This is a genomic window from Rhodanobacter sp. FW106-HT46G03 (assembly GCF_058789895.1).
The window spans coordinates 1,413,704-1,439,540 of record NZ_JBYTCC010000001.1 but is presented as its reverse complement, the minus strand read 5'-3'; the positions used below and the strand labels follow the sequence as shown (position 1 = coordinate 1,439,540).

22 protein-coding genes are annotated in these 25,837 nt (G+C 67.0%); 1 reads left to right on the top strand and 21 read right to left on the bottom strand.

Translation table 11 applies throughout. The features are described from left to right. Position 1: 1 nt before the first annotated feature. The 20 genes from AC3WP6_RS06085 to AC3WP6_RS05990 form a co-directional block, all read right to left on the bottom strand. A complete protein-coding gene (locus AC3WP6_RS06085; protein ID WP_492626897.1) occupies positions 2 to 1,681 on the bottom strand; it encodes a PAS domain-containing protein in 1,680 nt (559 codons plus the stop codon). 192 nt (positions 1,682 to 1,873) lie between these two features. Further along, positions 1,874 to 3,256, bottom strand: a complete 1,383-nt coding sequence (locus AC3WP6_RS06080; protein WP_492626896.1) for a sensor histidine kinase — start codon at positions 3,254 to 3,256, stop codon at positions 1,874 to 1,876. 32 nt (positions 3,257 to 3,288) lie between these two features. Further along, entirely contained in the window at positions 3,289 to 3,621 is a 333-nt protein-coding gene (locus AC3WP6_RS06075; protein ID WP_492626895.1) for a hypothetical protein, read from the bottom strand. A 64-nt stretch (positions 3,622 to 3,685) separates the two neighbouring features. Continuing rightward, positions 3,686 to 5,020, bottom strand: coding sequence for a sigma-54-dependent transcriptional regulator (locus AC3WP6_RS06070; RefSeq protein ID WP_492626894.1), 1,335 nt, complete (start codon positions 5,018 to 5,020; stop codon positions 3,686 to 3,688). Positions 5,021 to 5,087: 67 nt separating this feature from the next. Beyond that, positions 5,088 to 5,438, bottom strand: coding sequence for a hypothetical protein (locus AC3WP6_RS06065; protein ID WP_492626893.1), 351 nt, complete (start codon positions 5,436 to 5,438; stop codon positions 5,088 to 5,090). A gap of 80 nt (positions 5,439 to 5,518) precedes the next feature. Next, on the bottom strand, positions 5,519 to 6,742 hold the full coding sequence (locus tag AC3WP6_RS06060; protein WP_492626892.1) for an ABC transporter permease: 1,224 nt from the start codon (positions 6,740 to 6,742) through the stop codon (positions 5,519 to 5,521). Positions 6,743 to 6,755: 13 nt separating this feature from the next. Beyond that, a complete protein-coding gene (locus AC3WP6_RS06055; RefSeq protein ID WP_492626891.1) occupies positions 6,756 to 8,045 on the bottom strand; it encodes an ABC transporter permease in 1,290 nt (429 codons plus the stop codon). A 53-nt stretch (positions 8,046 to 8,098) separates the two neighbouring features. Then, positions 8,099 to 9,334 carry an ABC transporter permease gene (locus tag AC3WP6_RS06050; RefSeq protein WP_492626890.1) on the bottom strand — a complete coding sequence of 412 codons (1,236 nt, stop codon included), beginning with the start codon at positions 9,332 to 9,334 and terminating at the stop codon, positions 8,099 to 8,101. Between the two features lie 9 nt (positions 9,335 to 9,343). After that, the gene (locus AC3WP6_RS06045; RefSeq protein WP_492626889.1) at positions 9,344 to 10,651 is read right to left on the bottom strand and encodes an ABC transporter permease; all 1,308 of its coding nucleotides are present in this window, start codon (positions 10,649 to 10,651) and stop codon (positions 9,344 to 9,346) included. Between the two features lie 122 nt (positions 10,652 to 10,773). Continuing rightward, positions 10,774 to 11,991, bottom strand: a complete 1,218-nt coding sequence (locus tag AC3WP6_RS06040; protein ID WP_492626888.1) for an ABC transporter permease — start codon at positions 11,989 to 11,991, stop codon at positions 10,774 to 10,776. An 11-nt stretch (positions 11,992 to 12,002) separates the two neighbouring features. Next, a complete protein-coding gene (locus AC3WP6_RS06035) occupies positions 12,003 to 13,328 on the bottom strand; it encodes an ABC transporter permease (RefSeq protein WP_492626887.1) in 1,326 nt (441 codons plus the stop codon). 3 nt (positions 13,329 to 13,331) lie between these two features. Then, positions 13,332 to 13,823, bottom strand: a complete 492-nt coding sequence (locus AC3WP6_RS06030; protein ID WP_492626886.1) for an endonuclease domain-containing protein — start codon at positions 13,821 to 13,823, stop codon at positions 13,332 to 13,334. 18 nt (positions 13,824 to 13,841) lie between these two features. Further along, a complete protein-coding gene (locus AC3WP6_RS06025; protein WP_492626885.1) occupies positions 13,842 to 15,101 on the bottom strand; it encodes an ABC transporter permease in 1,260 nt (419 codons plus the stop codon). Positions 15,102 to 15,240: 139 nt separating this feature from the next. Continuing rightward, a complete protein-coding gene (locus AC3WP6_RS06020; protein ID WP_492626884.1) occupies positions 15,241 to 16,557 on the bottom strand; it encodes an ABC transporter permease in 1,317 nt (438 codons plus the stop codon). A 100-nt stretch (positions 16,558 to 16,657) separates the two neighbouring features. Further along, entirely contained in the window at positions 16,658 to 17,896 is a 1,239-nt protein-coding gene (locus tag AC3WP6_RS06015; RefSeq protein ID WP_492626883.1) for an ABC transporter permease, read from the bottom strand. Positions 17,897 to 17,906: 10 nt separating this feature from the next. Then, a complete protein-coding gene (locus tag AC3WP6_RS06010) occupies positions 17,907 to 19,217 on the bottom strand; it encodes an ABC transporter permease (RefSeq protein ID WP_492626882.1) in 1,311 nt (436 codons plus the stop codon). A 104-nt stretch (positions 19,218 to 19,321) separates the two neighbouring features. Continuing rightward, positions 19,322 to 20,665: a TolC family outer membrane protein gene (locus AC3WP6_RS06005; RefSeq protein WP_492626881.1), complete on the bottom strand. Its 1,344-nt coding sequence runs from the start codon at positions 20,663 to 20,665 to the stop codon at positions 19,322 to 19,324. Positions 20,666 to 20,700: 35 nt separating this feature from the next. After that, positions 20,701 to 21,426 carry an ABC transporter ATP-binding protein gene (locus AC3WP6_RS06000; RefSeq protein WP_492626880.1) on the bottom strand — a complete coding sequence of 242 codons (726 nt, stop codon included), beginning with the start codon at positions 21,424 to 21,426 and terminating at the stop codon, positions 20,701 to 20,703. Positions 21,427 to 21,590: 164 nt separating this feature from the next. Next, complete coding sequence (locus tag AC3WP6_RS05995; RefSeq protein WP_492626879.1) at positions 21,591 to 22,862, bottom strand: efflux RND transporter periplasmic adaptor subunit; 1,272 nt, start codon at positions 22,860 to 22,862, stop codon at positions 21,591 to 21,593. Between the two features lie 158 nt (positions 22,863 to 23,020). Next, positions 23,021 to 23,908 carry a LysR family transcriptional regulator gene (locus AC3WP6_RS05990; protein ID WP_492626878.1) on the bottom strand — a complete coding sequence of 296 codons (888 nt, stop codon included), beginning with the start codon at positions 23,906 to 23,908 and terminating at the stop codon, positions 23,021 to 23,023. A gap of 72 nt (positions 23,909 to 23,980) precedes the next feature. On the opposite strand from AC3WP6_RS05990, the gene AC3WP6_RS05985 reads away from it, so the two are divergent. Continuing rightward, a complete protein-coding gene (locus tag AC3WP6_RS05985) occupies positions 23,981 to 25,006 on the top strand; it encodes a YeiH family protein (protein ID WP_492626877.1) in 1,026 nt (341 codons plus the stop codon). Positions 25,007 to 25,128: 122 nt separating this feature from the next. Here AC3WP6_RS05985 and tsaB read toward each other — a convergent pair whose 3' ends face one another. Further along, on the bottom strand, positions 25,129 to 25,833 hold the full coding sequence (gene tsaB, locus AC3WP6_RS05980; RefSeq protein ID WP_492626876.1) for a tRNA (adenosine(37)-N6)-threonylcarbamoyltransferase complex dimerization subunit type 1 TsaB: 705 nt from the start codon (positions 25,831 to 25,833) through the stop codon (positions 25,129 to 25,131). Positions 25,834 to 25,837 lie beyond the last annotated feature (4 nt).

The following is a 25,837-nucleotide window of genomic DNA, read 5'->3' as shown; positions in this document are numbered from 1 at the left end:
GCTACGCCTCCTGGGTCTCGAACGCCACTGCTGCCAGTCGCAACTCGGCCTCGGCGCGTTTGCGCCCGCTGATGTCCTGCGCATACACAATGACAAACTCGGGCTCACCGCTGGCATCGCGCGATGTGGTGCAATCGAGCAACACCGGGAACCGGCGCCCATCGCGAGTAATCTGCTCGGTTTCGACCATCATGTGCTGATGGGCGTCGATCATTTTCCGCATGCGCTTGCGCTCTTCGACCAGGTCAGCGGGATAGAGCGCGTGTACCGACATATTGACCATTTCCTCACTGGTGTAACCGCGCTCCCGCGCAAAACAGGGATTGGCGGCAACAATGCAACGCGTGCGGGCATCGAAGATCGCAAGGCCAAACCCACCGTGTTCGAACGCGGTGGCCCACAGCCTCAGCTTTACCTCGGTTTCGCGGCGCGCCGTTACATCACGCGCCGCGCTGAGCACACCGCGGACGGCGCCGTCCGCCTCCAGCAGCGGCGCCGTGATGACCTCGTATTCGCGCGTGCCGCCATCGGCCAGGGGAAACGGGCATATCGCGCTGCGTTGAACCCCCGAGCGCAGCACCTCGGCATCCATGGTGTGTACGTCAGCCGCGGCGGCATCGCCAAACAGCTGGCTGTCGGTGCGCCCGATCAGGCGCTCGCGCGGCACCTGGAACAACGTCTCCACCTGGCGGTTGGCATCCAGCAGCACGCCTTGTCGATCCTTGAACCAGATCGCGTCCGGGCTGGCGTCAAACAGTGCGCGCACATTGCGCTCCTGCGCATGCAGCTCGCGCGTCCGCGCCGCCACATTGCGCCGCAGCGACCATACCCAAGCCAGCATCAAGGCCAGCAAAAGCAGCACGCTGCCCAACCCAATTTCGGCCGCACGCCAATACTTCGCCAGCATCATCGGGTGGTCGAGCCAGCGCGCCGCCAGCTGCACACGTTCCTGCGGGGTGATTTGCGCCATGCCGCGGTTGACGACCCGCAGCATGCCCAAGTTGCCCTTGCGCACCGCGCGCCGGAACTGGCCGCTGTAGAACACGAATGCGTGATCGAAGCGATCAAGCGCGCCATCCTTGTACAAAAAATAATCGGCGGGCGACTCATCCATGCAAAAGATGCGCACGTCGCCGCGCACCGCGGCGTTGATCACGCCCTGGTAATTGGGAAACTGCAGCAAATCCACTAACCCAGCACTGGCAAGCCGGTCGGCGCACGCATCGCCGCGCTCCACGCCAATGGGGAAACCGCGCAGCGTCGCCAGGTCGTGCACGCCGTGAATGCGCCGATCCACGTAGATGCCGGCACGCACCGTCGCAAACGGCGCGGTGTAGTCGTAATGCGGCTCGCGTTCCGGCGTGCGAAACATCATGTCGATCACGTCCGCCTTGCCCGCCAGCAGCTCACGCTGCGCCTCGGCCCACGGCATGCCCTGAAGATCCACCTGGATACCGGTGCGCGCCTGAAACAGGCGCCACATGTCCACCTCGTAACCCTGCAGCTTGCCGTCAGCATCGGCAAACAGGTACGGCGGGTAGTTGTTGTCACCCACGACGCGGATGCGCAGGGGCTGCGCACCAGCTGCCGGCGCGGGAGCAGATGCAACGACGCCTGCTGCCGGCAGCAACGCCGTGCAGCATCCCAGCGCCAGCCTGCCTGCCAGACCCAATCCGTGCATGCATCCCCCTGCAGTACCGAAGCCCGCGCCATACGTACCACGGACTGCCGACTGCGGCACCCCGCACGCCGCAGGTCTTCCGAAGAGCTATCGGCAAAACTGAGCCGCGCTTGATGATGGCCGTGTCAACGCAATGAGCTGGGGCTGAGATTCGGGAGCGCGGCGTGCGGCAAGCCTTCAGCCCGACCGCAGTTACCCGCCGCCGGGGTGGCTCCCCGGCAACCGCAGACTCACGCGCAGACCGCCACCTTCGCGGTTGGCGAGCTGCACGCGGCCACCATGGGCTTCGGCGATCTCGCGCGCCAGCGCCAGGCCCAGCCCGGTGCCGGCGCGCTTGGTGGAATAGAACGGCAGCAATGCCTGCGCCAGTACGGTATCGCTCATGCCGGGGCCGCGGTCGGCCACGTCCAGGCGCAGCTCCTGGCCACGCAGGCCGATGGACAGCGTCACCGCGTCGGGAGCACTGCCGGATTCCTGCGCGTTCTTGACCAGGTTCAGCAGCACCTGTTCGATCTGTGCCGGATCGAAATGGCCGGGCGTCTCCGGCAACGCGCCTTCCAGCCGGAACCGGCAATGCTGCGCGAGGCCGTCGAGAAACGGTGCCCACGGCACCGTCTGCCAGCGCGGCGCCGGCAGCTTCGCGAAACGCGCATAGCCGGCAATGAAACCATGCAGGTGACGCGAGCGCTCGCCAATGGTGGCGAACACGCCGGGCAGGCGCGCAAAGTCGCCGCGCCGCACCAACTCGTTGCCGGAGTGCGCGAGCGAGGAGATCGGCGCCAGCGAGTTGTTGAGCTCGTGGCTGATGACGCGGATCACGCGTTTCCAGGTGGCCACTTCCTGCCGCGACAGCTCGCGCGTCATGCGCCGGAACAGATACAGCCGATGCGGCCGGCCCTGCAGGCGAAAGCCGCGCTGCGAGAGGTGGAAGGTTTCCTCGCCGCCGTCCATCTCCGCCGCAAACAGGCCGTCCTCGCCGGCCGCCACCGCATCGCGCAGGGTTTCGGGCGCAGCCCGCAGCAACTCACCGAAGTCCAGCCCGTTGAGGCTCTTGCCGTCGTTGAACAGGTGCCGCGAGGCCAGGTTGGCATACGCCACCCGGCCGCTCGCACTGACCAGCACCAGCGCCACCGGCGTGTTCTGCACCACGGTTTCCAGTAGCAGCTCGCGCTGCGCGAGTTGCTGGCGCTGCTCGCGCAGAGTGTGGCCCAGCGCGTTGTGCATGCGGATCAAACGCCCCAGCTCATCGTCGCGATCCACCGCAATGGACAGGCTGAAGTCCCCGTCGCGATAGCTGGCCACCGCACCTTCGAGCGCACGCAACAGGCGGGTGACCGGCGCCAGCGCGTGGCGCGCCAGCCACCATGCAAACGGCAGCCCCAGCAGTGCCACCACTCCCAGCGCCGCTGCATCGTGCAAACGCTCTGGCGATCCCCAGGCCAAGCCAAGGCCGGCGTGCAACCAGCCAACCAACTGCGGCAGCGGCCAGCGGGTGACTGCCACGAAAGCCAACGCGCCGCCCACACCGGCCAGCGCCAGCAGCACGGTGAGCCGCATTTGCAGCGATCGCCACATTCAGGCGACTCCACGCATGCCGCGCACGGCTTTCAGTGGCAGGCGGCATCCATCGGCGTGCTCGCACACTCGACCGGCGGCTTGCCGCCGACCCATGCCCGCCCCAGGCCGAGCACCACGTCGCGATCGTTTGCACGCGGTGGCGGTGGATCGCGGTAACGGCGTGCATCGCGAAACGCGAACGGCGAGCTGGCGGCATCGTCCGCACCAGGCAGGGTTACGTTGCCAGCCGCCGAAAACGGCGCCACCAGCGCCGGACGCTCCAGCGCCAGACGCAGGTGTACGTGCGGCTGTGTCGGCATCGCCGCCAAAGCAGCGGTTGCCGGCAAGCATGCCAACGCCACCGAAAGCCAGAAAGTCTTCATCGCCCTTCCCCCCGACGCGAATATCTGCCCCACGGCCGGCAAGCTCACGCATGGCGCAGCGCCCTCATGCCGAGAGCCCGTAGCGTTCCATCCGCCGGTACAACGCCTGCCGCGACAAACCCAGCGCCTGCGCCGCGCGGCTCACCACGCCTGCGTGCGCCTGCAACGCCGCCTCTACTGCCTCGCGGCTGGGTTCATCGAGATTGCGCGCAGGGGGCGGCGCAGACTGTGGCAGGTTCAACAGTTCCGGCGTCACCACCTGACCCGACGCGAGAAGTGCGACGCGTTCCACGGTGTTTTTCAGCTCGCGCACGTTGCCCGGCCAGGCGTAGGCCACCAGTGCCTCGCGCGCGGCATCGGTCAGCGTGGCCCGGCCGGCAAGGAAGTGTTCGACCAACGGCAGGATGTCGTCGCTGCGTTCGGCCAATGGCGGCAAGCTCACCTCGATCACGTTCAGGCGGTAATACAGGTCTTCGCGAAACGCGCCAACTCGGATCATGGCCGGCAGATCCGCGTTGGTCGCCGACACCACGCGCACGCGAGCCTTGCGCGTGCGCCCGGAGCCAAGCCGCTCGAACTGCCCGGTTTCCAGCACGCGCAGCAACTTCACCTGCCCGGCCAGCGGCAGGTTGCCGATCTCATCCAGGAACAACGTGCCCCCATCGGCCAGCTCGAAGCGCCCTTCGCGCGCCTTGTTCGCGCCGGTATACGCCCCGGCCTCGGCACCGAACAGCTCCGCCTCCAGCAGCTCGCCGGGCAGCGCGCCGCAGTTCACTGCCACGAACGGGCCGGCCTTCATCGGCGAGTTCTTGTGCACGATGGCGGCAATGCGCTCTTTGCCGCTGCCGTTCGGCCCGGTGATGAGGATGGGCACTGCCGCGCGCGCCACCTGACAGGCCAGCTCCAGCGTGCGCGCCATCGCCTCTGAAGCGAAAACCAGGCCATCGAGATCGTAGGTGTTCGTGAGCACTTCGCGGCGAAGCCGGCGCTCGCGCCGCGTGCGGCTCGCCTCGCGGGTGGACTCGGCCAGCTCCAGGAGGTTCTCCACCGTGGTCAGGAGCTTGTGGTCGTCCCACGGCTTGGCGAGGTAATCGGCGGCGCCGGCCTTCACCAGCTCCACCGCCGTTTCCAGATGCGTCCACGCGGTGAGCAGGATCACCGGCAGGTCGGGATGCTGCGCGCGGATCGCACGGAACAGCGCCACGCCCTCCGCGCCCGAAGTGGTGTCGGCGCGAAAGTTCATGTCCGCGACCACCACGTCCACCTGCTCGCGCGCCAAGCACGCCATGCCCTCGTCGGGATGCAGCGCCACCAGCGGGCGGATGTCGTTGAGCGACAAGAGCAACGACAGCGCCTCGCCCACGGCAGGGTTGTCGTCCACGATCAATACGGTACGCATGGATTTCCTGCACATGTCTGCATGGATGCGGTTCCCACCCGAAAGGTTGCCATGACTAATGAACTATTCAACTGCCAGAAGGTGGAATGGGCGGCGCGCTGCCGTCGAGCCAGCGCACGGCGATGCTTTCGACCGCGCCGATGCGTGCCTGGCGGCTGACCCACAGCGTGCCGCCGCGGCGCGCCGTGACGGGGCCATCCACTGCCACGCCCGGGCCGATCACCACCACCGGCAGGCGTTTTTGGCCGGCGTCGTCCACCTTGGGGCTGGGCAGCAACAGGGCGATGCCGCCGTCGGCATGGACGGCGCCATCCAGCTGAATGCGGTCCGAGACCGTTTCCAGCCGGCCTGCCACCAGCGCGCCGCGCGCCTCAATATCGTGCAGCCCGTGACAAGGCAGCCCACCGCCGCCAGCCACATCCGGTTTCCCGTTCGCGCCATCGTCGCCATCCCCCCCCCATGTCGGTCTTTGCATTCCGCGCACGCGGCTCGTTCGCCTCACACGCTGCGCGTCGCCACCACCGGCGGCACCGCCGCCGCGCGCAGCGCGGGGCCGAGCACGGCGAGTTGGCCGAGCAGCCACAGCGCGAGCGCACCAATCGGCAGGTAATAGCCGGGCAGGCGCCCCAGTTCGTAATGCCGCATCAGCAACAGGTTGATGCCGTAGGCCAGCACCATGCCCAACGCAATGCCGAACGTGGCGATCAGGAAGTTTTCAACCTGGAAGTAGCGCAGGATGTCGCCGCGTGTCGCTCCTATCGCGCGGCGGATGCCGATCTGCCTTCGCCGCTGCGCCACCCAGAAACTGGTCAGCCCCACGATGCCCACCGCCGTGACGGCCAGCAGCGACACGCACACGCCCACCAGCAGCCACGCCATGGCGCGGTCGTTGCGGTAGTACTTGGCGCGCGCCGCCTCCAGCGTGGTGGCGTCCTTCGGCGACACCAGCCGGAGCGGGCCATCGGTCTTCAGTGCATGCAAGGCAGCGTGGATCACCGCAGCGCGTTGCGATGCATCCCTCACGCGCAGCAGGTAGGTGCCTTGCGCATACGACAGGTTCACCGGGAACAGCATGGCGTATTCGTAGGCCTCGGCAGAGCCGGAATCCCGCGGCTGCACCAGCCGATCCACCACGCCCACGATGCGATTGGTGCCGAAGGCATAGATCACCTTGCCAACTGCCTGCTGACTCGGAAAGAAATGCCGGGCCAGGGCGCGAGTGATGATGACCGGCACGGTACCGCCCGCGCCTTCCATTTGTTCGTCGCTGACGAATTCGTCCGGCTTGAACCAGCGCCCGTCGACCAGCTTGAGGCCCAGCGTGCCGGGCAGCTGCGCATTGCCGTAATACTGGGTCACCGTGATCGACGGTGCCTTGGGTGCATCGCTGAGGCTGACGCCGCTGGCGCTGAACGAATGGCCGAACAAGGTCTGGTTGACGATCGACACATGGGTCACGTCGGGGACGGCGCGCAACGCGGCGAGGTCGGTGTGCGTCTGCGCCATGATCGACCCGGCCGAGCCGGGCGCGATGCTGCGCACGCGTACCTGCACGAGGTGCGCCTCGTCGACGCCAGTGGGGCGCCGCATGCGCTCCAGGCGCGCGCTGATCAGGAACAGCGCATTGCAGATCACTGCGCAGGAGAAGGCGATCTCGAGCACCAGCAGGCACACCGCCATGCGATGACGGGCCAGCGCGCTGAGTATGTGGCGGAAATGCATCGTCGGTTCCCCCTCAGTTCGACTTGATCGCGGCGGCGGGCGCCACGTTCATCGCCCGCCACGCCGGCAACAAGCCCGCCAGCAGGCTGCTCGCCAGGGCCAGCGCGAACGTGGCCAGCAACATCCGCAGATCCATGTGGATGAAGGCCGCGTAATCGGTGGGCTGGTGGCGCACCAGCAGCAGTCCGAGGCCGGCCAGCGCCAGGCCGAGCACGCCGCCGGCCAGGCCCACCACGCCGGCCTCGACCAGGCATTGCAGGAAGATCGCGCGACGCGACGCACCCAACGCACGCCGCACGCCCAGTTCGCTGCTGCGACGCAGAAACTTCGCCAGCAACAGGCCCACCGTGTTGAGCAGGCAGATGCCCAGGAAACCCAGCGCCAGCCACATCTGCAGGCGCACGTCGGAGGGCACCACGCCCTTGAAGTCCAGCCACTGCATCACGTCCTGCAATTCGACCTGGCCAGGATGGGTGAAGCGCCCGGCCTGCTGCTGCAGCGCGATGTAGTTGCCCAGGTATTGGCGGTAGGCCGCCTTGGCCGGCGTGCCCAGTTCCACCCAGTACTGCAGCCAGATGCACGGCGCGTCGGCGGCGAGGGGGTCGCTCGCGTTGCCCCAGCACCACATGCTGCCGCTGGTGGACAGTTTCATGTCCACCGCCGTGGACAGAGGCACGAACACGTCCTCGCTGTCGCCGAACTGGCCGTTGCTGAGGTCATAGAAGCGTGGATTCATGTCCCAGTCGCCCAGCACGCCGACGATACGCAGCGATTGTTTGCCCACCTGCAGGGTTCGGCCCACGCTGTCCTTGCCGCCGAAGAGCTGCTTGTTCAATTCGCCGGAGATCACCGCGACGTGCGCGCGCTCGGCATCGTCGCTGCGGCTCCACGCGTGGCCGTAGCGCAGCGGCACGTCGAACATGGGGAAGAAATCCGCGCCGGTGTAGCGCGCCTCCACATTCAACGGATCGCCCTGCGTCGGCACCACGACCATCGAACCACCCGACATCGCGGCCTGCCGGTCGCCGCGCGCGTCGCGCAGCAGGGCCTCGGCATCGCGCCGGGAAAGGTTGTCCGGCGCCTTGTCTCCGGCTTGGTAATGCGCGTCGGGGAACACGGCCATGCGCACGCGGAACAATTGCGCGCTCTTGCCTGGAATGGGGTCGCCCGACAACACGTGCATCACCGTCAGCGTGGTCATGCTGGTGCCGATGCCCAGCGCGATCGTCAGCACCATCAGCGCGGTGAGCGCCTTGTTGCGCTTGAGGCTGCGCAGCGCCAGGTCGAGGTAATAACCGAACATTCCATGCCTCCATGTTGAACTCCCCTCTCCCGCAAGCGGGAGAGGGGAAAACTTCACACGCTCCGCGTCGCCACCACCGGCGGCACCGCTGCCGCGCGCAGCGCGGGGCCGAGCACGGCGAGCTGGCCGATGATCCACAGCACCAGTGCACCGATCGGGAAATAGATGGCCGGCAACCGCGGCAGCTCGTAGTGCATCATCAGGAACAGGTTGATGCCGTAGGCCAGCACCATGCCGAGCATGATGCCGAAGCTGACGATCAGGAAGTTCTCGGTCTGAAAGTAGCGCAGGATGTCACCGCGGGTGGCGCCCAGCGCGCGGCGCACGCCGATGGTGCGGCGGCGCTGCCCCACCCAGAAGCTGGCCAGGCCGACAATGCCCAATGCGGTCACGGTGAGCAGTGCCACGATCACGCCGACCAGGATACCGGCCATCGCGCGGTCGTTGGCGAAGAACTTCCCGCGCACTTCATCGTAGGTGCGCTGCTGGGTCACCACCCGCGCCGGGTCGGCCTTCTTCAGCGCGGCCACGGCCGCGTTGAGCACGGCTTCGCGGACTTGCGGCCGGGTGCGGATGATGTAGCTCTGATCCTTGCCCGCGCCCATGAACAGTGGCAGGACGACCGAATAATGCGCGGTGGTGTCGTTGTAGGCGTTGGCGCGCACCAGGTCGGCCAGCACGCCGACCACACGCACGCCCACTTGGGCTGTGAGGTAGATCGTCTTGCCCAGCGGGTTCTGCCCCGGCCACAGGCGGTCGGCCAGCGCCCGCGTGATCACCGTGACCGCCACAGGCAGGCCCTTCGTATTGCCGCCGGCCAGTGCTTTGATCACCACATCCGCATTGACGATCTCGTCCGGTTGCAGGTGACGCCCCGCCACCAGCCGCGCACCCATGGTCTGCGGAATGTCCTCGCCGAAGTAGGTGCCGGCACTGAGCGTGGGCTCGCGCTGCGCCGGATCCAGCTTGATGCTGGCGTTCGACGAAGTACCTCCCAGCGGCAACTGGTTGGTCAGCGCCACCGCCTGTACACCCGGCACCTGCCGCAACACGGCAAGGTCTTCCCGCGCCCGCGCGTAGATGTCGGGCGTGGGCGCGATCGCGGCCAGTTGGATCTGCACCAGCGCGTGCTCGTCAATGCCGGTAGTCATGTCCATGTGCTGCAGGCGGTGGCCGATCATGAACACCGCGTTGCAGACGATCGCGCAGGTCAGCGCGATCTCCAGGATCAGCAGCCACGAGGTGGTCTTGTGCCGCCGCAGCGTGGAAAGTATCGGTCGCAGTTCCATGGTGTGCCCTCAATTGCTCTTGAGTTGCAGGGCGGGCGCCACCTGGCAGGCGCGCCAGGCCGGCAGCAGGCCGGCGAGCAGGCTCGCGCCCAGCGCCAGCAGGAAGGTGGTCAGCAGCATGGCGGGATCGAGGTGCGCCAGCGCGGCGTAATCGGAAGGCCGGTGCCGCACCACCCACAGGCCGAGCACGGCGAGCAGCAGGCCACCCACGCCACCCACCAAGCCGACTACGCCCGACTCGATCAGCAACTGCGCGAACAGCGCGCGCCGCGATGCGCCCAGTGCACGTCGCACGCTGAGTTCGGCGCTGCGGCGCAGGAACTTCGCCAGCATCAGGCCCACCGTGTTGACTAGGCAGACCAGTAGGAAGCCGAACGCCAGCCCGGTCTGCAGGCGCACGTCGTCGGGCACCACCTGCATGTGCGCCAGCCATTGCATCAGGTCGCGCAGGCGCACGTTCGGCGCCTTCACGAAGCGGCCCAGCGCTTTCTGCTGCTCGGAGTAATGAACCAGGAATTCCTTGTAGTCGGCGGCCTTGGCCGGCGTGTCCAGTTGCACCCAGAACTGCATCCAGACGCAGCTCGACGAGGGATAGATGCGGCCCACGCCGCCGGTGCCGTTGCCCCAACAGTCGGAGGATCCGTTGTGGTCCACGTGCAGGTCCAGCGCTGTCTGCAGCGGCATGAACACCTGTTCCGCATAGCCGTAGGCACCGGTGTTGAGATCGTAGAAATGCGGGCTGGGCGCCCAGTCGCCGAGCACGCCCACGATGCGGAACAGGCTGCCAGCCATGCGCAGGGTGCGCCCCACGCTGTTGGCGCCGCCGAACAGGCGCTCGTTCAACTCGCCGCTGATGACAACGTCGCGTGCCTTCGCCTCGTCGTCGGCGGCATTCCAGCCGTGGCCGTAACGGAACGGCGCGCCGAACATCGCGAAGAAATCCGCCGTGGTGTAACGCGCCTCCACGTAGAACGGATCGATCGCGGCGGAGTCAGGCCGGATCGGTACCGAGCCGCCCGTCATCAGCGCCTGCCGATCCGCCCGCTTCGCATGCAGCAGGTTGAAGCCGTCGATCTCCGTGACCTGCTGCGGCGGCTCCTTGCCCGGCATGATGCCGCTGTCGTCGCGCGCGTCGACTTGCGGGTAGTACAGCGTGCCGCTGCGCCCCGGCAGCGGGTCGCCGGACAGCACGTGCAGCACGGTGAGCGTGGTCATCGACGCGCCGATGCCCAGCGCGATGGCCAGTACCATCAGCGCGGTGAGCGCCTTGTTGCGCCTGAGGCTGCGCAAGGCGAGGTCGAGGTAGTAGCCGAACATGTCGATGCTTCCTTCAGTGACGAGATTCGGGATGGCGGAATTGGGGATTCGGTAACCGCACGAGCTCGCAAAATTCGGCCTCTACAAATCCCCAATCCCGCCATCCCGAATCCCGGCCCCCATCACACATTCCGCGTCGCCACCACCGGCGGCACCGCGGCGGCGCGCAATGCAGGACCGAGCACGGCAAGCTGGCCGAGCAGCCACAGCGCGAGTGCGCCGATGGGCAGGTAGTGCAGCGGCAGGCGCGGCACCTCGAACACTTTCATCAGCAGGAGGTTGATGGCGATGGCGGCCACCACGCCGAGCACGATGCCGAAGCTGACGATCAGGAAGTTCTCGGTCTGGAAGTAGCGCAGGATGTCGCCGCGGGTGGCGCCGATGGCGCGCCGGATGCCGATCTGCTTGCGCCGCTGCGCCACCCAGAAGCTGGTCAGGCCCACGATGCCCAGCGCGGTGACGCCAAGCAGCGCCACGATCACCCCCACCAGCAGGCCGGCCATGGCGCGATCGGTGGCGAAGAAGCGCTCACGCAGTACGGGCAGCGTATCGCTCTGCTGGTGGTCGAACACGGCATCGGGCGCAATCCTGGCCAGCACCGTCCTGGCCTCGACCATCACGCGATCCAATGCCTGTGGATCGGCGCGGATCAGATAGGTTCCGGCCAGCGGCGGCCCCGACTTCGTGGGCACGAACACCGTCCATTGCGCACCGCGTTCGCCCTCCTCGTCGTATTGCTGCACCGAGAGGTTCGCCACCACGCCGATCACGCGAAACTGGTTTTTGCCCGTCCAGAACGTCTTGCCGAGCGCGTCCTCGCCAGGCCACAGGCGCTGCGCGAACGTGCGCGTGATGAGGACATTCGAGCTGGCCGGCAGATAGCCTTCCACCACGCTTTGATAATCCTGCGCGCCCGGCATGCGGCCGGCGACCAGCTTCAGCCCAAGAGCTTCCGGCGTACCCGGGTCGCCAAGGTAAAGCTCGGGAACGCCGCGAAACTGCTTGCCGGCCTGGTCCAGCGTGACGCCAAAGGCGCCGGCCTGCGGGCCAAACGGCACCGAGTTGATGACATGCACGGATTGCACCCCGGGCATGGCGCCCAGGCCGGCAACCACACGCGCATTGAGATCGTTGGCGACCTTTGGATCGAAGCCTTCGAGCTGGATGAAGCCCAGCGATGATTCATCCACGCCGCTGACGAGCTGCATCGCCGACAACCGGCTCGCGATCAAAAAGCCAGCGTTGCACAGCACTGCGCAGGCCAGCGCGATTTCGAGCACGATCAGCAAGGCCGCGAGCCGGTGCTTCTGCAACGCCGAGAGGACTGGTTTGATCTGCATCGAAATCACCCCTAGAGCACCTTGAGCTGCAGTGCCGGCGGCACGCGGCTGGCACGCAGCGCAGGCAGGGCCCCTGCGAGCACGCTCACCACCACCGCCAGCGCAAACGTCAGGAAAAACATGCCGCCGTCGAGGTGCGCAAGATCCGCATACGGCGTGGGTTGCCGCCGCACCAGCCACAGGCCGAGCAGGCTGAGCAACCAGCCGCCCACGCCGCCGATGAAGCCGATCAGCGCGGCCTCGGCCACGCATTGCGCAAACACCGCGCGGCGCGAAGCACCCAGCGCCCGGCGCACGCCGAACTCGCCGGCCCGGCGCAGGAACTTGGCCAGCAGCAGGCCCACGGTGTTGAACAGACAGATGCCGAGAAAGGCGAAGGCCAGCCAGGTCTGCAGCCGCGCGTTGCGCGGGACGGCGTGGTTGAAATCCAGCCAGCCCATCAGGTCGCGCAGGCGCGTCTCGGCGTGCTGGAAGCGCCCCAGCGCTTTCTGCTGCTGCGCGTAGTGGTCGAGAAATTCCCGGTACGCGGCCACCTTGGCATGGCTGCCAAGTTCCACCCACAGCCCGATCCAGTTGCACGGCGCGTTTTGCAGGTGGCCGGGGGCAGACGGCTGTCCCCAGCAATTGAACGGCTGGAACGCACCGTCGTTGATCTCCAGCGCGCTCCGGAACGGCACGAATACGTCCTCGGGCCTGCCAAAGTAGCCCGCGGTATCGCCGTTGGCGAAACGTCCGCCGGCCACCGTGTAGAACTGCGGCGCCGGTCGCCAGGGTTTCAGCACGCCGACGATACGTACATCGCTGTCCCTGAGGCGCAGGGTGCGGCCCACGCTGTTCTCGCCACCGAACAGCTTGTCGTTGAGGTTGGCGGAGATCACCGCCACGCGCGCTCGCTGCGTGTCGTCCTGCGCCGTCCACGCACCGCCATATTGAAACGGCACCGCAAACATCGGGAAAAAATCCGTGGTGGTGGCAAGCATGGTGAGCATCAGCGCCGGCTTGTTCGACTGCGGCGCAGTGGCCTTGAGCTGGCTGTCCACGATCAGCGCCTGGCGGTCGGCGCGATGCGCGGTCCACAGGTCCGTTGCGGACTGGTAATCGAGCATGTCCGGCGGCTCGCGATGGTTGCCACCGTGCGGCATGGGGTCGCCGTCCACCTGCGCATAGAACAGCTGCGCACTGCGCCCCGGCAGGGGGTTGCCGGAGAGGATGTGCATCACCGTCAACGTGGTCATCGCCGCACCGATGCCTACCGCGATCGCCAGCACCATCAGCGCGGTGAGCACACGGTTGCGCCTGAGGCTGCGCAGCGCCAGATCTAGGTAGTAGCCAAACATGGTTTATCGCCTCCCCCCGATTTCCCCGTCGGCCGGCGGGAAGTCGATGGACTCCGCACCGCGGCGCGTTTGCCCTTCCCGACCCTTCCCAGCAAGGGAAGAGGTCGGCTTCGATGCCTGCAGCGCCGCCCGGATCACTTCCCGCACCGCAGCCGAATCGGTGAACACCTCGTGGTGCCCGAAGCGCAGCACGCGAAACCCGGCCCCTTCGAGAAACAGCGTGCGCACGGCATCCGCCGCGGCCTGCCCTGCGTCCAGCTCGACGACCACGCGGCGTTCCAGGCACACGAAATCGAGGATGTAATCGGCAAACGGATGCCGGCGATGGAATTCGCAGCCATCCATCCGGCGGCCGCGCAGGTACCCCCACAGGAACCGCTCGGCGTCGGTCGCACCATGACGCAAGAGGTGCCGCAGTGTGGGGCCAAGGGTGAACAGGCTGATCTGGCCTCTCATGGTCTTCGTCCTGATATTCGCCGTGTCGTCTCGCACCATGTCCGCTCGCCGCATGGGTCACCCCGCCCGCGTGGCCACCACCGGCGGCACGTTGGAGGCGCGCCGCGCCGGCACGAACACGGCACACTGGCCCAGCACCAGCACCGCCGCCACGCCAACCAGCGCATAGGCCACCGGCAGGCGATCCATCTCGTAGTAGTGCATCAGCGCCAGGTTGAGGCTCACCGCCATGCCGATGCCGACGACCGCGCCAGCGCCGGCGATCAGCAGGTTCTCCAACTGGAAGTAGTGCAGGATGTCCACCTTGCGCGCGCCCAGCGCCCGGCGTACGCCGATCTGCCGATGCCGCTGGCCGACCCAGAAGCTGGTGAGGCCGACGATGCCGGCGGCGGTGACGGCGATCAGGATCAGGCAGATCACGCCCATCAGGATCGCCATGCCCACGTCGGCGCGGTAGGCCTTGGCGCGGATGTCGCCGAACGACTTCACGCTGTTGTCGTCGAGCACGCGCAGCGGATTGGCCCGGTACAAGGCGGGCGCCACCGTACGCATCACCGCATCGAGCTGGCCCGGCCTGGTGCGCACCGCATAGCGCGAGAAGTTCGCGTCCAGCCGCGCCGGAATCAGGGTGGCGTTCCAGGCGAAGTCATTGGCCCAGGTGCCGACGGCCGGCGCCTGCAGGCGCGCCACCACGCCGATAATGGTGGATGGTGTGCTGCTGCCGTCGCTGTAGATCGCCTTGCCCACCGCACCGCCCTGCGGGAACAGCTTGTCCGCCAGCGCCTTGGTGACCATCACGATGGGGCGCGGCGGGTTGTCGCGGAAACCCTGGTGCTGCACGTCGCCGGCATGGAACGCGCGGCCGGCGACCAATGTCAGACCCAGCGTGGACATCACTTGGTCGTCGGTGAAGTAGTAGGTGGTGCGCACATTGGCGGACTTGTCACTGAACTTCGCGTCCGGCTTGAGCGACACCGCGCCGTTCCATGACGAGTCGAGCAGCGGCAGCGAGTTCACCGACGCCACCGAGGCCACGCCGGGCAGGCTGCGCAGCGCCGCCAGGTCTTCCTTCTGCATGGCGTCGAGCTTCGCCACGCCGTCGGGAGTGTCGGCATTGGGCGCGCCCACCCATTGCTGGCTGACCAGGAACAGGTTGCTCTCGTCCAGCCCGGTGGGACGGTTCACCCGGTCGACGCGCTGGCCGATGATGAAGATCGCGTTGCAGACGATCGCCAGGGTCAGCGCGATCTGCAGCGCGATCAGCACCACGCCCGCTTTGTGCTTGCGCAATGCCGCGATCATGGGGTGCAGTTTCATGGTGAGATTTCCTTTCGCAAGACAAGCGATCCGACGCGCCGAATATTTGTTGCAAGTGCCCGCTCGCGGGCGATGACGCTTTCGCCAGGAGCGTCGCCCGCGGGCGGGCTCCTACGGTTCGAGGCAGACGGGCACGGCATCAGTTCGATTTCAGTTGCCACGCGGGCTGCACCCGCGAGGCACGCCAGGTGGGATAAAGGCCAGCCAGCATGGTGGCGAGCACCGCCACCAGCAGGGTCAGCACCAGCAGCGAAACGTCCAGCCGCGCCAGCGAGGCGATGTCCTTCGGCAGCACCCAGCCCACACCGGCCACGCCAGCGCAGGTAAGCGCGAGGCCGAGCCCGCCGCCGGCCACGCCGACCATGCCGGCCTCGGTGAGAAACTGCAGGTAGATCGCCTTGCGCGTCGCACCCAGCGCACGGCGCACACCGATCTCACCGCTGCGGCGCAGGAACTTCGCAAGCAGCAGGCCGATGGTGTTGACCAGGCACACCAGCAGCAGGCCCAGCGCCACCAGCAGCGAGACCTTGGTGTCCCGGGGCACCACGTGTTGGTCATCCAGCCACGCGCGCAGGTCGCGCAGGCGGTTGTTCGGCGCCCAGCCGAAACGGCCGGCCTGCTGCTGCTCGCGCGCATAGCCCTGCAGGTAATCGCGGTAGGCGGCCACCGCCGCGGCATCGTCCAGCTCGGCCAGATACGCGATCCACACGCACTCGGATTGCTGCAGGCCGATGAAGCCGGATTCCTTGGGCACCGCGTTGCAGTTGGTATTGCCGTCGTTCGGGATGGCCGCCTGGATCGCCGTCTGGAACGGCAGGAACACGTCGTCGGACTGGCTGTTGAAGCCGCCCGAATTGACCACGTCGTAGAACCGCGGCTGCGGGTTCCAGTCGTTCAGCACGCCCACCACGCGATAGTCGCGGCCCTCGATGCTGACGCTCCGGCCCACGCTGTTGGTGCCGCCGAACAGCTTCTGGTTGAGCTTGCTGCTGATCACCGTCACCTGCGCGCGGTTGGCGTCGTCGCTGGCGCCCCAGCCGCTGCCGTACTGGAACGGCGTATCCAGCATCGGGAAGAATTCGCCGTAGACCGCGTGGCCGCTGACGTTGATCGGGTGCTTGCCGGCCCCTGCGGGCACGATCGAGGGCGAGATCTGGTACATCGCCGATTGCCGCTTGGCGCGGTGGTCGCGCATCAGCGTGGTCGCGTCGGCGTAGTCCATCGCACTTGGCGGGTCGCCATTCGGATTTCGGCCGTTCGGCCCCCAGTTGTCGATTTGCGGCACGAACAGTTGCGCGGATTTCCACGGGATCGGATCGCCCGACACCGCGCGGAACACCGACCACGAGGTCATCGAGGCGGCCACGCCAAAGCCGATCGCCAGCACCATCAGCGCGGTCAGTCCGGGGCTGCGTTTCAGGCTGCGCAGGGCCAGTTCGAGGTAATAGGCAAACATTCCGGTCACTCCGTTGAGGGCGGGATTCGGGATTCGAGAAGAACCGGGCTTGCGTCGCCGTCGCTTTTCCGAATCCCCAATCCCCAATCTCGACTTTTCATCACACGCTGCGCGTGGCTTCCACCGGCGACACGCGCGAGGCGCGCAGCGCCGGCGCCAGCACCGCGCCTTGTCCCAGCAGCAACAGCACGATCACGCCGACGCCCACGTAGCCCAGCGACATGCGATCCAGCGCGAAGCGGGTCACCGTCCACAGGTTGAAGGCGAACGCCAGCACCACGCCCAACGCCACACCCGCCGCGCTGATCAGGAAGTTCTCGGTGAGGAAGTAGGCGAGGATGTCGCGCTGCCTGGCTCCGAGTGCGCGGCGCACGCCGATCTGCCTGCGGCGCTGACCCACCCAGAAGCTGGTGAGGCCCACGATGCCGGCAGCGGTGATCGCCAACAGCACCACGCAGATGATGCCCATCAGGATCGCCATGCCGCGGTCGCTGTCGTACACCTTGTGACGGATGGTCGCGTAATCCTGGATGCCGTCCTTCGGGTCGATGATGCGCAGTCGGCTCTGGGCGAGCAGTGCCTTCGGCGCCTCGCGCATCGCAGCAGCGAGCTGGCCCGGCTTGGCGCGCACGATGTAGTAGAGGCCGCGCGAATCGTCCGACCGTATCGGCCAGATCAGCGCCTGGCCGGCATGGGCGTTGCTGTATTGATCCACGCCCTGCCGGTGCAGCGGATCGACGATGCCGACGATGGTGCTGGGCATGGGGCTCATCGCGTAGAAGCTTTTACCCAGTGCGTCGCCGGCGGGAAACAGCTTATCGGCCAGCGCCTTGCTCACGATCGCCGTCGGCGAGAACGTCGCCTGCTGGGTGCCCATCACCATCACCTCATCGGGACGGAAGTTGCGCCCTGCGACGAGCTTCAGGCCCAGTGTGTCGAGGAAATTCGCGTCGCCGGTGTACACCGCCGCATCGGTGGTCGGCTGGGTCTGTTCGGGGGTCAGTGTGACGAAGTTGTCCCAGCCGCCGCCCTTCAGCGGATAGCCGGTGGCCGGTGTGGCATCGCGCACGGCTGGCAGCCGCCGCAGCGCGAGCAGGTCGGCCTGCACCTGTGCATCGACCTGCGGCGTCGACCAGTCTGCTGCCCATTGGTTGGCGATCACGAAGACACTGGACTCGTCCACTCCGCTGGCCTTGGACAGGTTGGCCAGCCGCGCGTGGATGATGAACAGCGCGTTACACACGATGGCGAGCGTCAGCGCGATCTGCAGCGCGATCAACAGGGTGCCAGACTTGTGCCGGCGCAACGCGGTGAGGATGGGGCGGAAATGCAGGTTCATCGTCCTCTCCTCAACTCGACTTCAACTGCCAGGCCGGCTGCACGTGCGCCGCGCGCCAGGCCGGATAGAACGCCGCCAGCACGGTCGCGACGATGGCTGCGAGCAGGGTGAGCCCCACCAGCGAGACATCAAGCTGCGCCAGCTGCGCGATCTGCGGTGGAAACAGCACGCCCACGCCAGCCACGCCCAGCGCGGTGAGCAGCAGACCAAGCACGCCGCCGGCCAAACCTACCGTGCCCGCTTCGGTCAGGTACTGCGCGTAGATCTCCAGCCGCGTGGCGCCCAGGGCGCGGCGCACGCCGATCTCGCCCGCACGCCGCATGAACTTCGCCAGCAGCAGGCCGATGGTGTTGACCAGGCAGATCAGAAAGAAGCCCAGCGCCACCGCCAGCGAGATGCGCGTTTCCGGCGGTACCACATGCCGATAGTCCAGCCACTGCGCCACGTCGCGCAGGCGCACGTTGGGCGCCCAGGCGTAGCGTCCGGCGCGTTGCTGGCCGGCGGCGTAATGGGTGAGGAAACTGCGGTAGCTCGCGACCTCGGCCGGGGTGTCCAGTTCCACCCAGGGTGTGATCCACACGCAGTTGCTCTGCAGATACTCCTGCCAGGTGGTGAAGCTGAGCGAACCGCGGCAACTGTTGCGGCCACTGGGGCGCATCTGCAAATCCAGCGCACGGGTGAACGGGATGTAGATATCCGATTCGTCGGCAAAACCGTGGGTACTGAACAGGTCGTAGAAGCGCGGACGAGGGTTCCAGTGATTGGTGACGCCCACGACACGGTAATCGCGACCACCAAGGTTGATCGTGCGTCCCACGCTGTTCGCGCCGGCGAATACCTTCTGGTTGAGTTCAGCGCTGATGACCACGTCGGCGGCACGCGCATCATCGTCTTGTTCGCTCCAGCCGCCGCCGTAGCGGAACGACACTTCGAACATCGCGAAGAAGTCGCTGCCCACGGCATAACCGATTGCATTCAAGGGCAGGTCGCGGTCGTCGCCCGGCATCACCGACATCTGGACCTGATACAGCAACGTCTGGCGCTTTGCCTCGTGCGCCCGCATCAGCGCCATCGCGTCGATGTAGCCCAGCGCCTCCACCGGCTCGCCATCGATGTTTTGCTGCGGCCCCCAGGCATCGACCTGCGGAATGAACAACTGCGCCGACTTGTCCGGTATCGGGTTGCCCGACACCGCGCGAAACACCGAATACGTGATCATCGACGCCGCCACGCCGAAACCGATCGCCATCACCATCAATGCGGTGAGCGCCGGATTGCGCCGCAGGCTGCGCAGACCAAGTTGAAAGTAGTAGGCGAGCATGGCTTATCCGGGATTCGGGATCAGAGATACGGGATTCGGAAAAGCAACGGACCCGCGAGCTTGGGGTTTTGCGAATCTCCCACCCCCAATCCCGAATCCCGGCCTCATTGCAGCAACCCGTTCACCGCCTGCAGGTCGCGCATGTCGATGGTGCCGGCGGCCTGCTTGAGCAGCAGCTTGTTGAGCACGAACTGGTGGCGCACCACGGTGTATTCGCTCTGCATGCTGGCGAGGTACTGGATGGCGAACACCACGTTGGTCAGCGACTGCGTGCCGATGGTGTAGCCCGCGCGCATTGAGGCCACGGTCTTCTGCGCGGCATCGACCGAGTCGCGCGCGCTGGCCACCTGCTCGATGCCGTCCACCACCAGGTTGAAATAGTTGGCCGCGTCGCGCGCGGCCTGGCGGCGCCGGGTTTCCAGCACACCCTGGTCGGCGTCGCGCTGGTACAGCGCCTGCTTCACCCGTGCATGCGTGAGCCCGCCGCTGAACAACGGGACATTGAGGGTAAGGCCCACCGTGGTGGTGGCCGGCCCGTAGGCGCCGGTGCCCGGCATGGTGTTCGACCACTGGCCGAACTTGTTGTAGCCAACGCCGGCGACGAGCGTCGGCAGGTGGCCGGCGCGCGCCGCGCCCACCCGGTGCTCGTCGCTGGTCACGGCGTAGCGCGCGGCGAGCACGGTGGGGTTGGTCTTCAGCGCCGCGTCCACCCACGCCTGCTCGCTGTCCGGCTGTGGCGGCTGCATCGGCAGGTCGTCGCGCAGCTTCTTCAGCTCGCCCACCGGCTTGCCGGTGATCTGCTGCAGCGCGCGGCGGGCGTCCTTGACGCCGTCCTGCGCACTGATCCGCTGGGCCTTGATGTACAGGTAGAGCGCCTTCGACTGGTTGACGTCGGCCTCCATCGACAGCCCGTTCTTGAAGCGCGAGGAGGTCTGCTCGAACTCCTGCTTGTAGGCGTCCTCGTAGGCACGGTCGATGGCGAGCATGTCCTGGGCCACCAGCACGTTGAAATACGCACCGGCCACGCGCACGTACAGGTTCTGCAGCGCGGCCTGGTAGGTCTGCTCCTGGGCATCCTCGGCGGCATGCGCCGCGCGCAGGCTGGCAATGGCGGACAGGTCGACGATCGGCTGGCTGAAGTTGCCGACGAGACTGCGGCCGCGCACGTGCCCGCCACCGCCGGTCTGGACGATGTTGCCGCTGCCGTCGGTGGTCTGCGTGCTGCCGGTGCTGTGGATCTGGTTCAACGCCAGCCCGGCCGACAACTGCGGCAACAGCGCCGCGCGCGCCACCGGCACACCTTCGGCCACCAGCAGCCGCTGTGCATCGGCGGTGGCCAGCACCGGATCGTTGGCGACCGCCTGGCGGTAGGCGTCCATCAGGTCTTCGCCGTGCACCAGCATCGGCGCAAGGGCAAGCAGCAGGGCGGGCAACAGCTTCATGCGCATGGACGGCACCGGGTGGCGGGGGTGGTTCTGGAACCTCACGCCGGGTCCGCGCTGCCGTGCGCGGCGGCGTGGCCGGTGTGGAACCGCGGTTCCTCGGCGAGATCCACCACCTGGCCGTCGATGATGTGCACGTTGCGCTGTGCACGGGCGGCCAGCTCGGGATCGTGGGTGACCATGACGATGGTGGCGCCGCCCTGGTGGATTTCCTCCAGCAGCTCCAGCACGCCGCGCGCCATCTGCGTATCCAGGTTGCCGGTGGGTTCATCGGCGAGCAGCAGGCGGGGTGAACCGGCCAGCGCGCGGGCGATCGCCACGCGCTGCTGCTGGCCGCCGGAAAGCTCCGCCGGATAATGCTTGAGCCGCGACGACAACCCCACGCGCTCCAGCGCATCCATGATCCGCTGCTTGCGCTCCGGCGCCTTCATGCCGCGGTAGCGCAGCGGCACCTCCACGTTGTCGAACACGTTGAGGTCGGGAATGAGGTTGAACGCCTGGAAGATGAAGCCGATCTTCTCGTTGCGGATCTTCGAGCGCGCGTTGTCGTTCAACTGGCTCACCTCGATGCCGTCAAGGTGGTACTCGCCGCCGCTGAAGGTTTCCAGCAGGCCGGCGATGGTGAGGAAGGTGGTCTTGCCCGACCCGGACGGGCCGGTGACGGCGACGAACTCGCCTTCCTTCACGTCGATGTTGAAATCGCGCAGCGCATAGGTCTCCACCACTTCGGTGCGATAGACCTTGGACAGGTGGGTCATTTTCAGCATGGGTGTTGCCTCGCGCTTATGGATGAATGGGTGATGCAAACATCGTGGTTCTGGTGAAGCTGGATTCGTGATTGGGGATTCGGCAAAGCCAAGGCCCACGCACTGCCGTTTTTCCGAATCTCCAATCCCGGATCCCCAATCACGGGACGGCACCGAAAGCTCCGCTACCGCGCGATCGCCACGCGCGCCGCACCCTTGAAACTATCCGTACCGGAAATCACGATCTGGTCGCCTTCCTTGAGGCCCTGCAGGATCTCCACCTTGTCGATGCTGGAGACGCCCACGCGAATCGGGGTCCTGGTGGCAATGCCGTCCTTGACCACGTAGGCGTAGCTGCCGCCGGATTCGTCGACGAAGGAACCGCGCTGCACGGTGAGCACGTTGTCGCGCTTGTCGAGCAGGATGCGCACGGACAGGCGCTGGTTCTGGCGCAACTGCTTCGGCGTGGTGCCCTCGAAGCGCACGCGGGCGGCCACTTCGCCGTTCACCACCTCGGGCGAGATCGCGCTGACCAGGCCTTTCCAGGTGTTGCCGTTGCCGCTGATCTCGCCGGTCATGCCGATCGCGAGGTCGCGGGCGAAGCTCTCGGGCACCTTCACTTCCACTTCCAGCGCGGTGAGGTCGATCACGCTGAGCAGCTGCGCGTCCTTCGCCACGGTCGCCACCGGCGCGATGAACAACTGGCCGACCTGGCCGTCCACCGGCGATTTCACGTTCAAATCGTCCACCTGGCGCTGCAGGTCCTGCACCACCAGCATCTGGTTGGCATGCGCCAGCTTCTTGGCCTGGATGTTGAAGTTCAGGCTGTCGTTGCTCATGCCGAGATCGGCCTTGGCATGCGCCAGCGTGATCCTGGCCTTTTCCAGATCGTCCTTGGCCTTGTCCACCGCCACCCCGGTGGACGCGCCGGCGGCATACGCCTTCTGCTCGCGGTCGAGGTTGTTGGCGGCGCTCTTGGCATCGATCTGGGCGTCGTCGTAGGCCTTCTGCAAGGCGCCGCGCCTGGTCCGCGCGTCCACCTGCGCCTGCAGGTAGTCCACCTTCATCGCGTCGGCCCTGGACTGTTCCTGCGCCAGCTTGTTGCGCAGCTCGGGGCTGTCGATCACCGCCAGCACCTGGCCCTTCCTCACCGCGTCGCCGGCGCGCACCTTAAGCACCGCCGCGCCGCCGTAGGTGGCGTAGAGCGTGGGGCTGTTCGCCGCCACCACCTTGCCCTCGGCGGCGATGTCGCGCACGAACGGGCCGCGTTCCACGGTGGCGAAGGCCAGCCGCGACGCGCTCACCGAGGCGTCGGCCGAGAACAGGCGGAGGATGCCGGGCATGGCGAACGCCAGCACCACCAGCAAAGCCACGCCGCCACCGATGAAGAGCAGGCGACGCTTGCGGTTGGGCTTGGTTTCGACCAGACGGTCCTGGGCGGAAGTGTCGCGGATCATCGGCGGCTCGCTCGCCGCGGACAGCGCGGCATCGCCAGACTGTGAGCAAGCCGCGTGCCAGCCCGGCACGGGATATCGAAGTTACGCCGAATCAGCTACTTGCATGCGGCCGACAGCCGCATGCCGGTGTCCGCGGACACCGTGCGGACAATACGCGGTCAGCGCCGCAGGCCAGCCTGCGCGATGAACGCGTCGAGCAGCGCGCCGCGGTATTTTTGCCGGTGGATCAGCATCGACAGCTTGCGGCGCAGGTCGAGAAACGGTGTTTTCAGCGCCCTGATCCGACCGGTCGCCAGCGCGTCGGTTACCGCCACCTGCGGCAGGCAGGCAATGCCCAGCCCGGCAATCACCGCCTGCTTGATCGCCTCGATCTGGTCGAGTTCCAGCACGGTATCGCCCGGCGGCAATTGCGAAAGCACGCGTTCGGTAGTGGCTCGCGTGGCGGAGCCAGGCTCGCGCAGCACCCAGTGCGCACCGGCGAAATCGGCTGGTTTCAGACCGCGTTTGTGCGCCAGCAGGTGATCTGGCGCGGCGCATACCACGAGCGAGTCGTCACGCCACGCGCGCATGTCCAGTTGCGGATGGGTGACCGGACCTTCGACGCAGCCAATGTCCAGACTGTGATCGAGTACCCCGGCAGCAATCGCGGCGGTGTTTGCCACGCGCAAATGGATCGCTACCTGGGAGTGACTGCGCACGAAACCGCCGAGCAATTCACCCACGCGGTAGTTGCCCACGGTATTGCTGGCGCCCACGCGCAGTTCGCCGACCAGTACCTCGCCACCTGCGCGGCCGCGATGCAGGAAATCGGCGTGGCGTTCGAGCAGCTCCTGTGCCAGCGGCAACAGCTCACGGCCGCGTGCGTTGAGCCGCAAACGGCCGCGCTCACGGGCAAACAGCGGTGCACCGAGCTGCCGTTCCAGCTCGGCCAGCGCCATGCTGGCCGCCGGCTGGGTGAGATGCAGTTGGTCGGCGGCGGCGCGCACGCCGCCGCCAAGCGCCACCTGCACGAAGACGGCAAGTTGCCGCGGACTGCTGCCTTGCATCAGTTTGCCTTATGTTTGCCATCAAACATTTGCAATTTTGCTGATGTACCGGGGCCAGGACAATGGCCCCTCATGAATACCGCCACCGTCGCGCCAGCCGCTCGTCCGTCACCGCTGCGCCTCGCGCCGGGGCTGGCGCTGGCCGCCGCCATTGCCGTGCTCGCCAGCGGGTTTGGCACGCTGGCGCCGCTGATCGGCGCACCGGTGATCGGCATCGTGCTCGGACTGCTCGTGCGCAACTTTGCACCGCCAAGCCCACGCTTTGCCCCCGGCCTCGCGTTTGCCAGCAGCAACGTGCTCAAGGCGTCGGTGATCGCCCTGGGCTTCGGCCTCAGCCTCGACCAAGTGGTGGCGGTGGGCGGCAAATCGCTGGCGGTGACGCTGGTTACCCTCAGCGTGGCGTTTGCCAGCGCGTGGCTGCTCGGGCGCTGGTTGAACGTGCACGGCAAGCTCGCGGTGCTGATCGGCGTCGGCACCGCCATCTGCGGCGGCTCGGCGATTGCCGCGGTCACGCCGATCATCCAGCCGGAGGATCACGACACCGCGTTCGCGATGGCGACCATCTTTCTGTTCAACGTGATTGCGGTGCTGCTGTTTCCGTTGCTGGGTCACCTGCTGCACCTGTCCGATCTCGGCTTCGGCCTGTGGGCTGGCACTGCGATCAACGACACGTCGTCGGTGGTGGCCGCCGGCTACAGCTTCAGTCACGCTGCGGGCGACTACGCCACCATCGTCAAGCTGACGCGCGCCACGCTCATCATTCCGGTGTGCCTGGTGCTGGCCTTGGCGGTGGCCGCGCGCGCCAAACGCGGCGGCGCCGGCGATTTCAGCCTGCGCCGGATTTTCCCGTGGTTCATCGCTTGGTTCGTGGTGGCTTCCGGTGTGCGCACGCTGGGGCTGATTCCGTCCGCACTACTCCCGGTATTGCACGCCGCATCGGTGTTCCTGATCGTGCTGGCACTGACCGCAATCGGCCTCAGCGCCGACCTGCGCCGCATGCTGGCGAGCGGGCCGCGCCCGCTCCTGCTCGGCTTCGGCGTGTGGGCCGCGGTGGCCATCAGCAGCCTGGCCGTGCAGTACGCGATGGCGAGTTTGTAAGGGCCGGCATCGCGCTTTGCCGAATCCCGGCTTGCCGGACTAGAGCCCATTCCCGTGAGAACGGCGCGCTCGCACGCTCTCCGCTTTACCAAATCCCGAACCCCAATCCCGGATCCCGACCATCAAGCGTGGGGCAGCGGCTTGCCCTGCTCGGCCAGCGTCAGCGCAACGTGGTCGCGCAGATACACCGGCAACGCTTTTTCGGGCGCCACCGCACGCCCGGCGCGAAATTCGCGCGCGCCGATCTCCGCCACGTGCACGGCCTGCGGGAAACGCTCGCCATCCTCGTAACGTGGCTCGCTGCCCAGCTTGGCGCGCAACGCGTCGCGATAGGTGGCCCAGCCGGTGCCGACTACCTGCCACGCCGCCGCCGACGGCAGCACCAGCGCCTCCGCGGTGCATACGCGTTCCTCGTCCAGCGCAAGCAACGCGCCGTCGCCACCGCGGCGATAACTGGCGGCGTAGATCTCCCCCATGCGCGCGTCGATCACGGCGAGGATGGCGGCGTCGCCATCCTGTGGAGCCTCCCAGGCCAACGCGGCCAGCGAAGAGACCGGCACCACCGGCAAGTCGAGCGCCAATGCCATGCCTTGCGCCAGCGACACGGCCAGTCGCACGCCGGTGAAGGCGCCAGGGCCACGGCCGACGGCGATCGCGTCCAGCGCATGCCGGTCGATGCCGGCGGCGGCGAGCAGCTCGTCGGTCATCGGCAACACGCGCTCGGCGTGCCGGCGCGGCGCGAGCTCGCTGCGCGCAAGCACCTCCTCGCCATGGATCAACGCGACGGAGCAGGATTCGGTGGAGGTTTCAATCGCGAGCAGGTTCATAGCC

Bases quoted from the DNA above. Each gene is read 5' to 3' on its own strand.
- AC3WP6_RS06085 (WP_492626897.1), bottom strand. From the start codon at position 1,681: ATGCACGGATTGGGTCTGGCAGGCAGGCTGGCGCTGGGATGCTGCACG.
- AC3WP6_RS06080 (WP_492626896.1), bottom strand. From the start codon at position 3,256: ATGTGGCGATCGCTGCAAATGCGGCTCACCGTGCTGCTGGCGCTGGCC.
- AC3WP6_RS06075 (WP_492626895.1), bottom strand. From the start codon at position 3,621: ATGAAGACTTTCTGGCTTTCGGTGGCGTTGGCATGCTTGCCGGCAACC.
- AC3WP6_RS06070 (WP_492626894.1), bottom strand. From the start codon at position 5,020: ATGCGTACCGTATTGATCGTGGACGACAACCCTGCCGTGGGCGAGGCG.
- AC3WP6_RS06060 (WP_492626892.1), bottom strand. From the start codon at position 6,742: ATGCATTTCCGCCACATACTCAGCGCGCTGGCCCGTCATCGCATGGCG.
- AC3WP6_RS06055 (WP_492626891.1), bottom strand. From the start codon at position 8,045: ATGTTCGGTTATTACCTCGACCTGGCGCTGCGCAGCCTCAAGCGCAAC.
- AC3WP6_RS06050 (WP_492626890.1), bottom strand. From the start codon at position 9,334: ATGGAACTGCGACCGATACTTTCCACGCTGCGGCGGCACAAGACCACC.
- AC3WP6_RS06045 (WP_492626889.1), bottom strand. From the start codon at position 10,651: ATGTTCGGCTACTACCTCGACCTCGCCTTGCGCAGCCTCAGGCGCAAC.
- AC3WP6_RS06040 (WP_492626888.1), bottom strand. From the start codon at position 11,991: ATGCAGATCAAACCAGTCCTCTCGGCGTTGCAGAAGCACCGGCTCGCG.
- AC3WP6_RS06035 (WP_492626887.1), bottom strand. From the start codon at position 13,328: ATGTTTGGCTACTACCTAGATCTGGCGCTGCGCAGCCTCAGGCGCAAC.
- AC3WP6_RS06030 (WP_492626886.1), bottom strand. From the start codon at position 13,823: ATGGTGCGAGACGACACGGCGAATATCAGGACGAAGACCATGAGAGGC.
- AC3WP6_RS06025 (WP_492626885.1), bottom strand. From the start codon at position 15,101: ATGAAACTGCACCCCATGATCGCGGCATTGCGCAAGCACAAAGCGGGC.
- AC3WP6_RS06020 (WP_492626884.1), bottom strand. From the start codon at position 16,557: ATGTTTGCCTATTACCTCGAACTGGCCCTGCGCAGCCTGAAACGCAGC.
- AC3WP6_RS06015 (WP_492626883.1), bottom strand. From the start codon at position 17,896: ATGAACCTGCATTTCCGCCCCATCCTCACCGCGTTGCGCCGGCACAAG.
- AC3WP6_RS06010 (WP_492626882.1), bottom strand. From the start codon at position 19,217: ATGCTCGCCTACTACTTTCAACTTGGTCTGCGCAGCCTGCGGCGCAAT.
- AC3WP6_RS06005 (WP_492626881.1), bottom strand. From the start codon at position 20,665: ATGCGCATGAAGCTGTTGCCCGCCCTGCTGCTTGCCCTTGCGCCGATG.
- AC3WP6_RS06000 (WP_492626880.1), bottom strand. From the start codon at position 21,426: ATGCTGAAAATGACCCACCTGTCCAAGGTCTATCGCACCGAAGTGGTG.
- AC3WP6_RS05995 (WP_492626879.1), bottom strand. From the start codon at position 22,862: ATGATCCGCGACACTTCCGCCCAGGACCGTCTGGTCGAAACCAAGCCC.
- AC3WP6_RS05990 (WP_492626878.1), bottom strand. From the start codon at position 23,908: ATGCAAGGCAGCAGTCCGCGGCAACTTGCCGTCTTCGTGCAGGTGGCG.
- AC3WP6_RS05985 (WP_492626877.1), top strand. From the start codon at position 23,981: ATGAATACCGCCACCGTCGCGCCAGCCGCTCGTCCGTCACCGCTGCGC.
- tsaB (WP_492626876.1), bottom strand. From the start codon at position 25,833: ATGAACCTGCTCGCGATTGAAACCTCCACCGAATCCTGCTCCGTCGCG.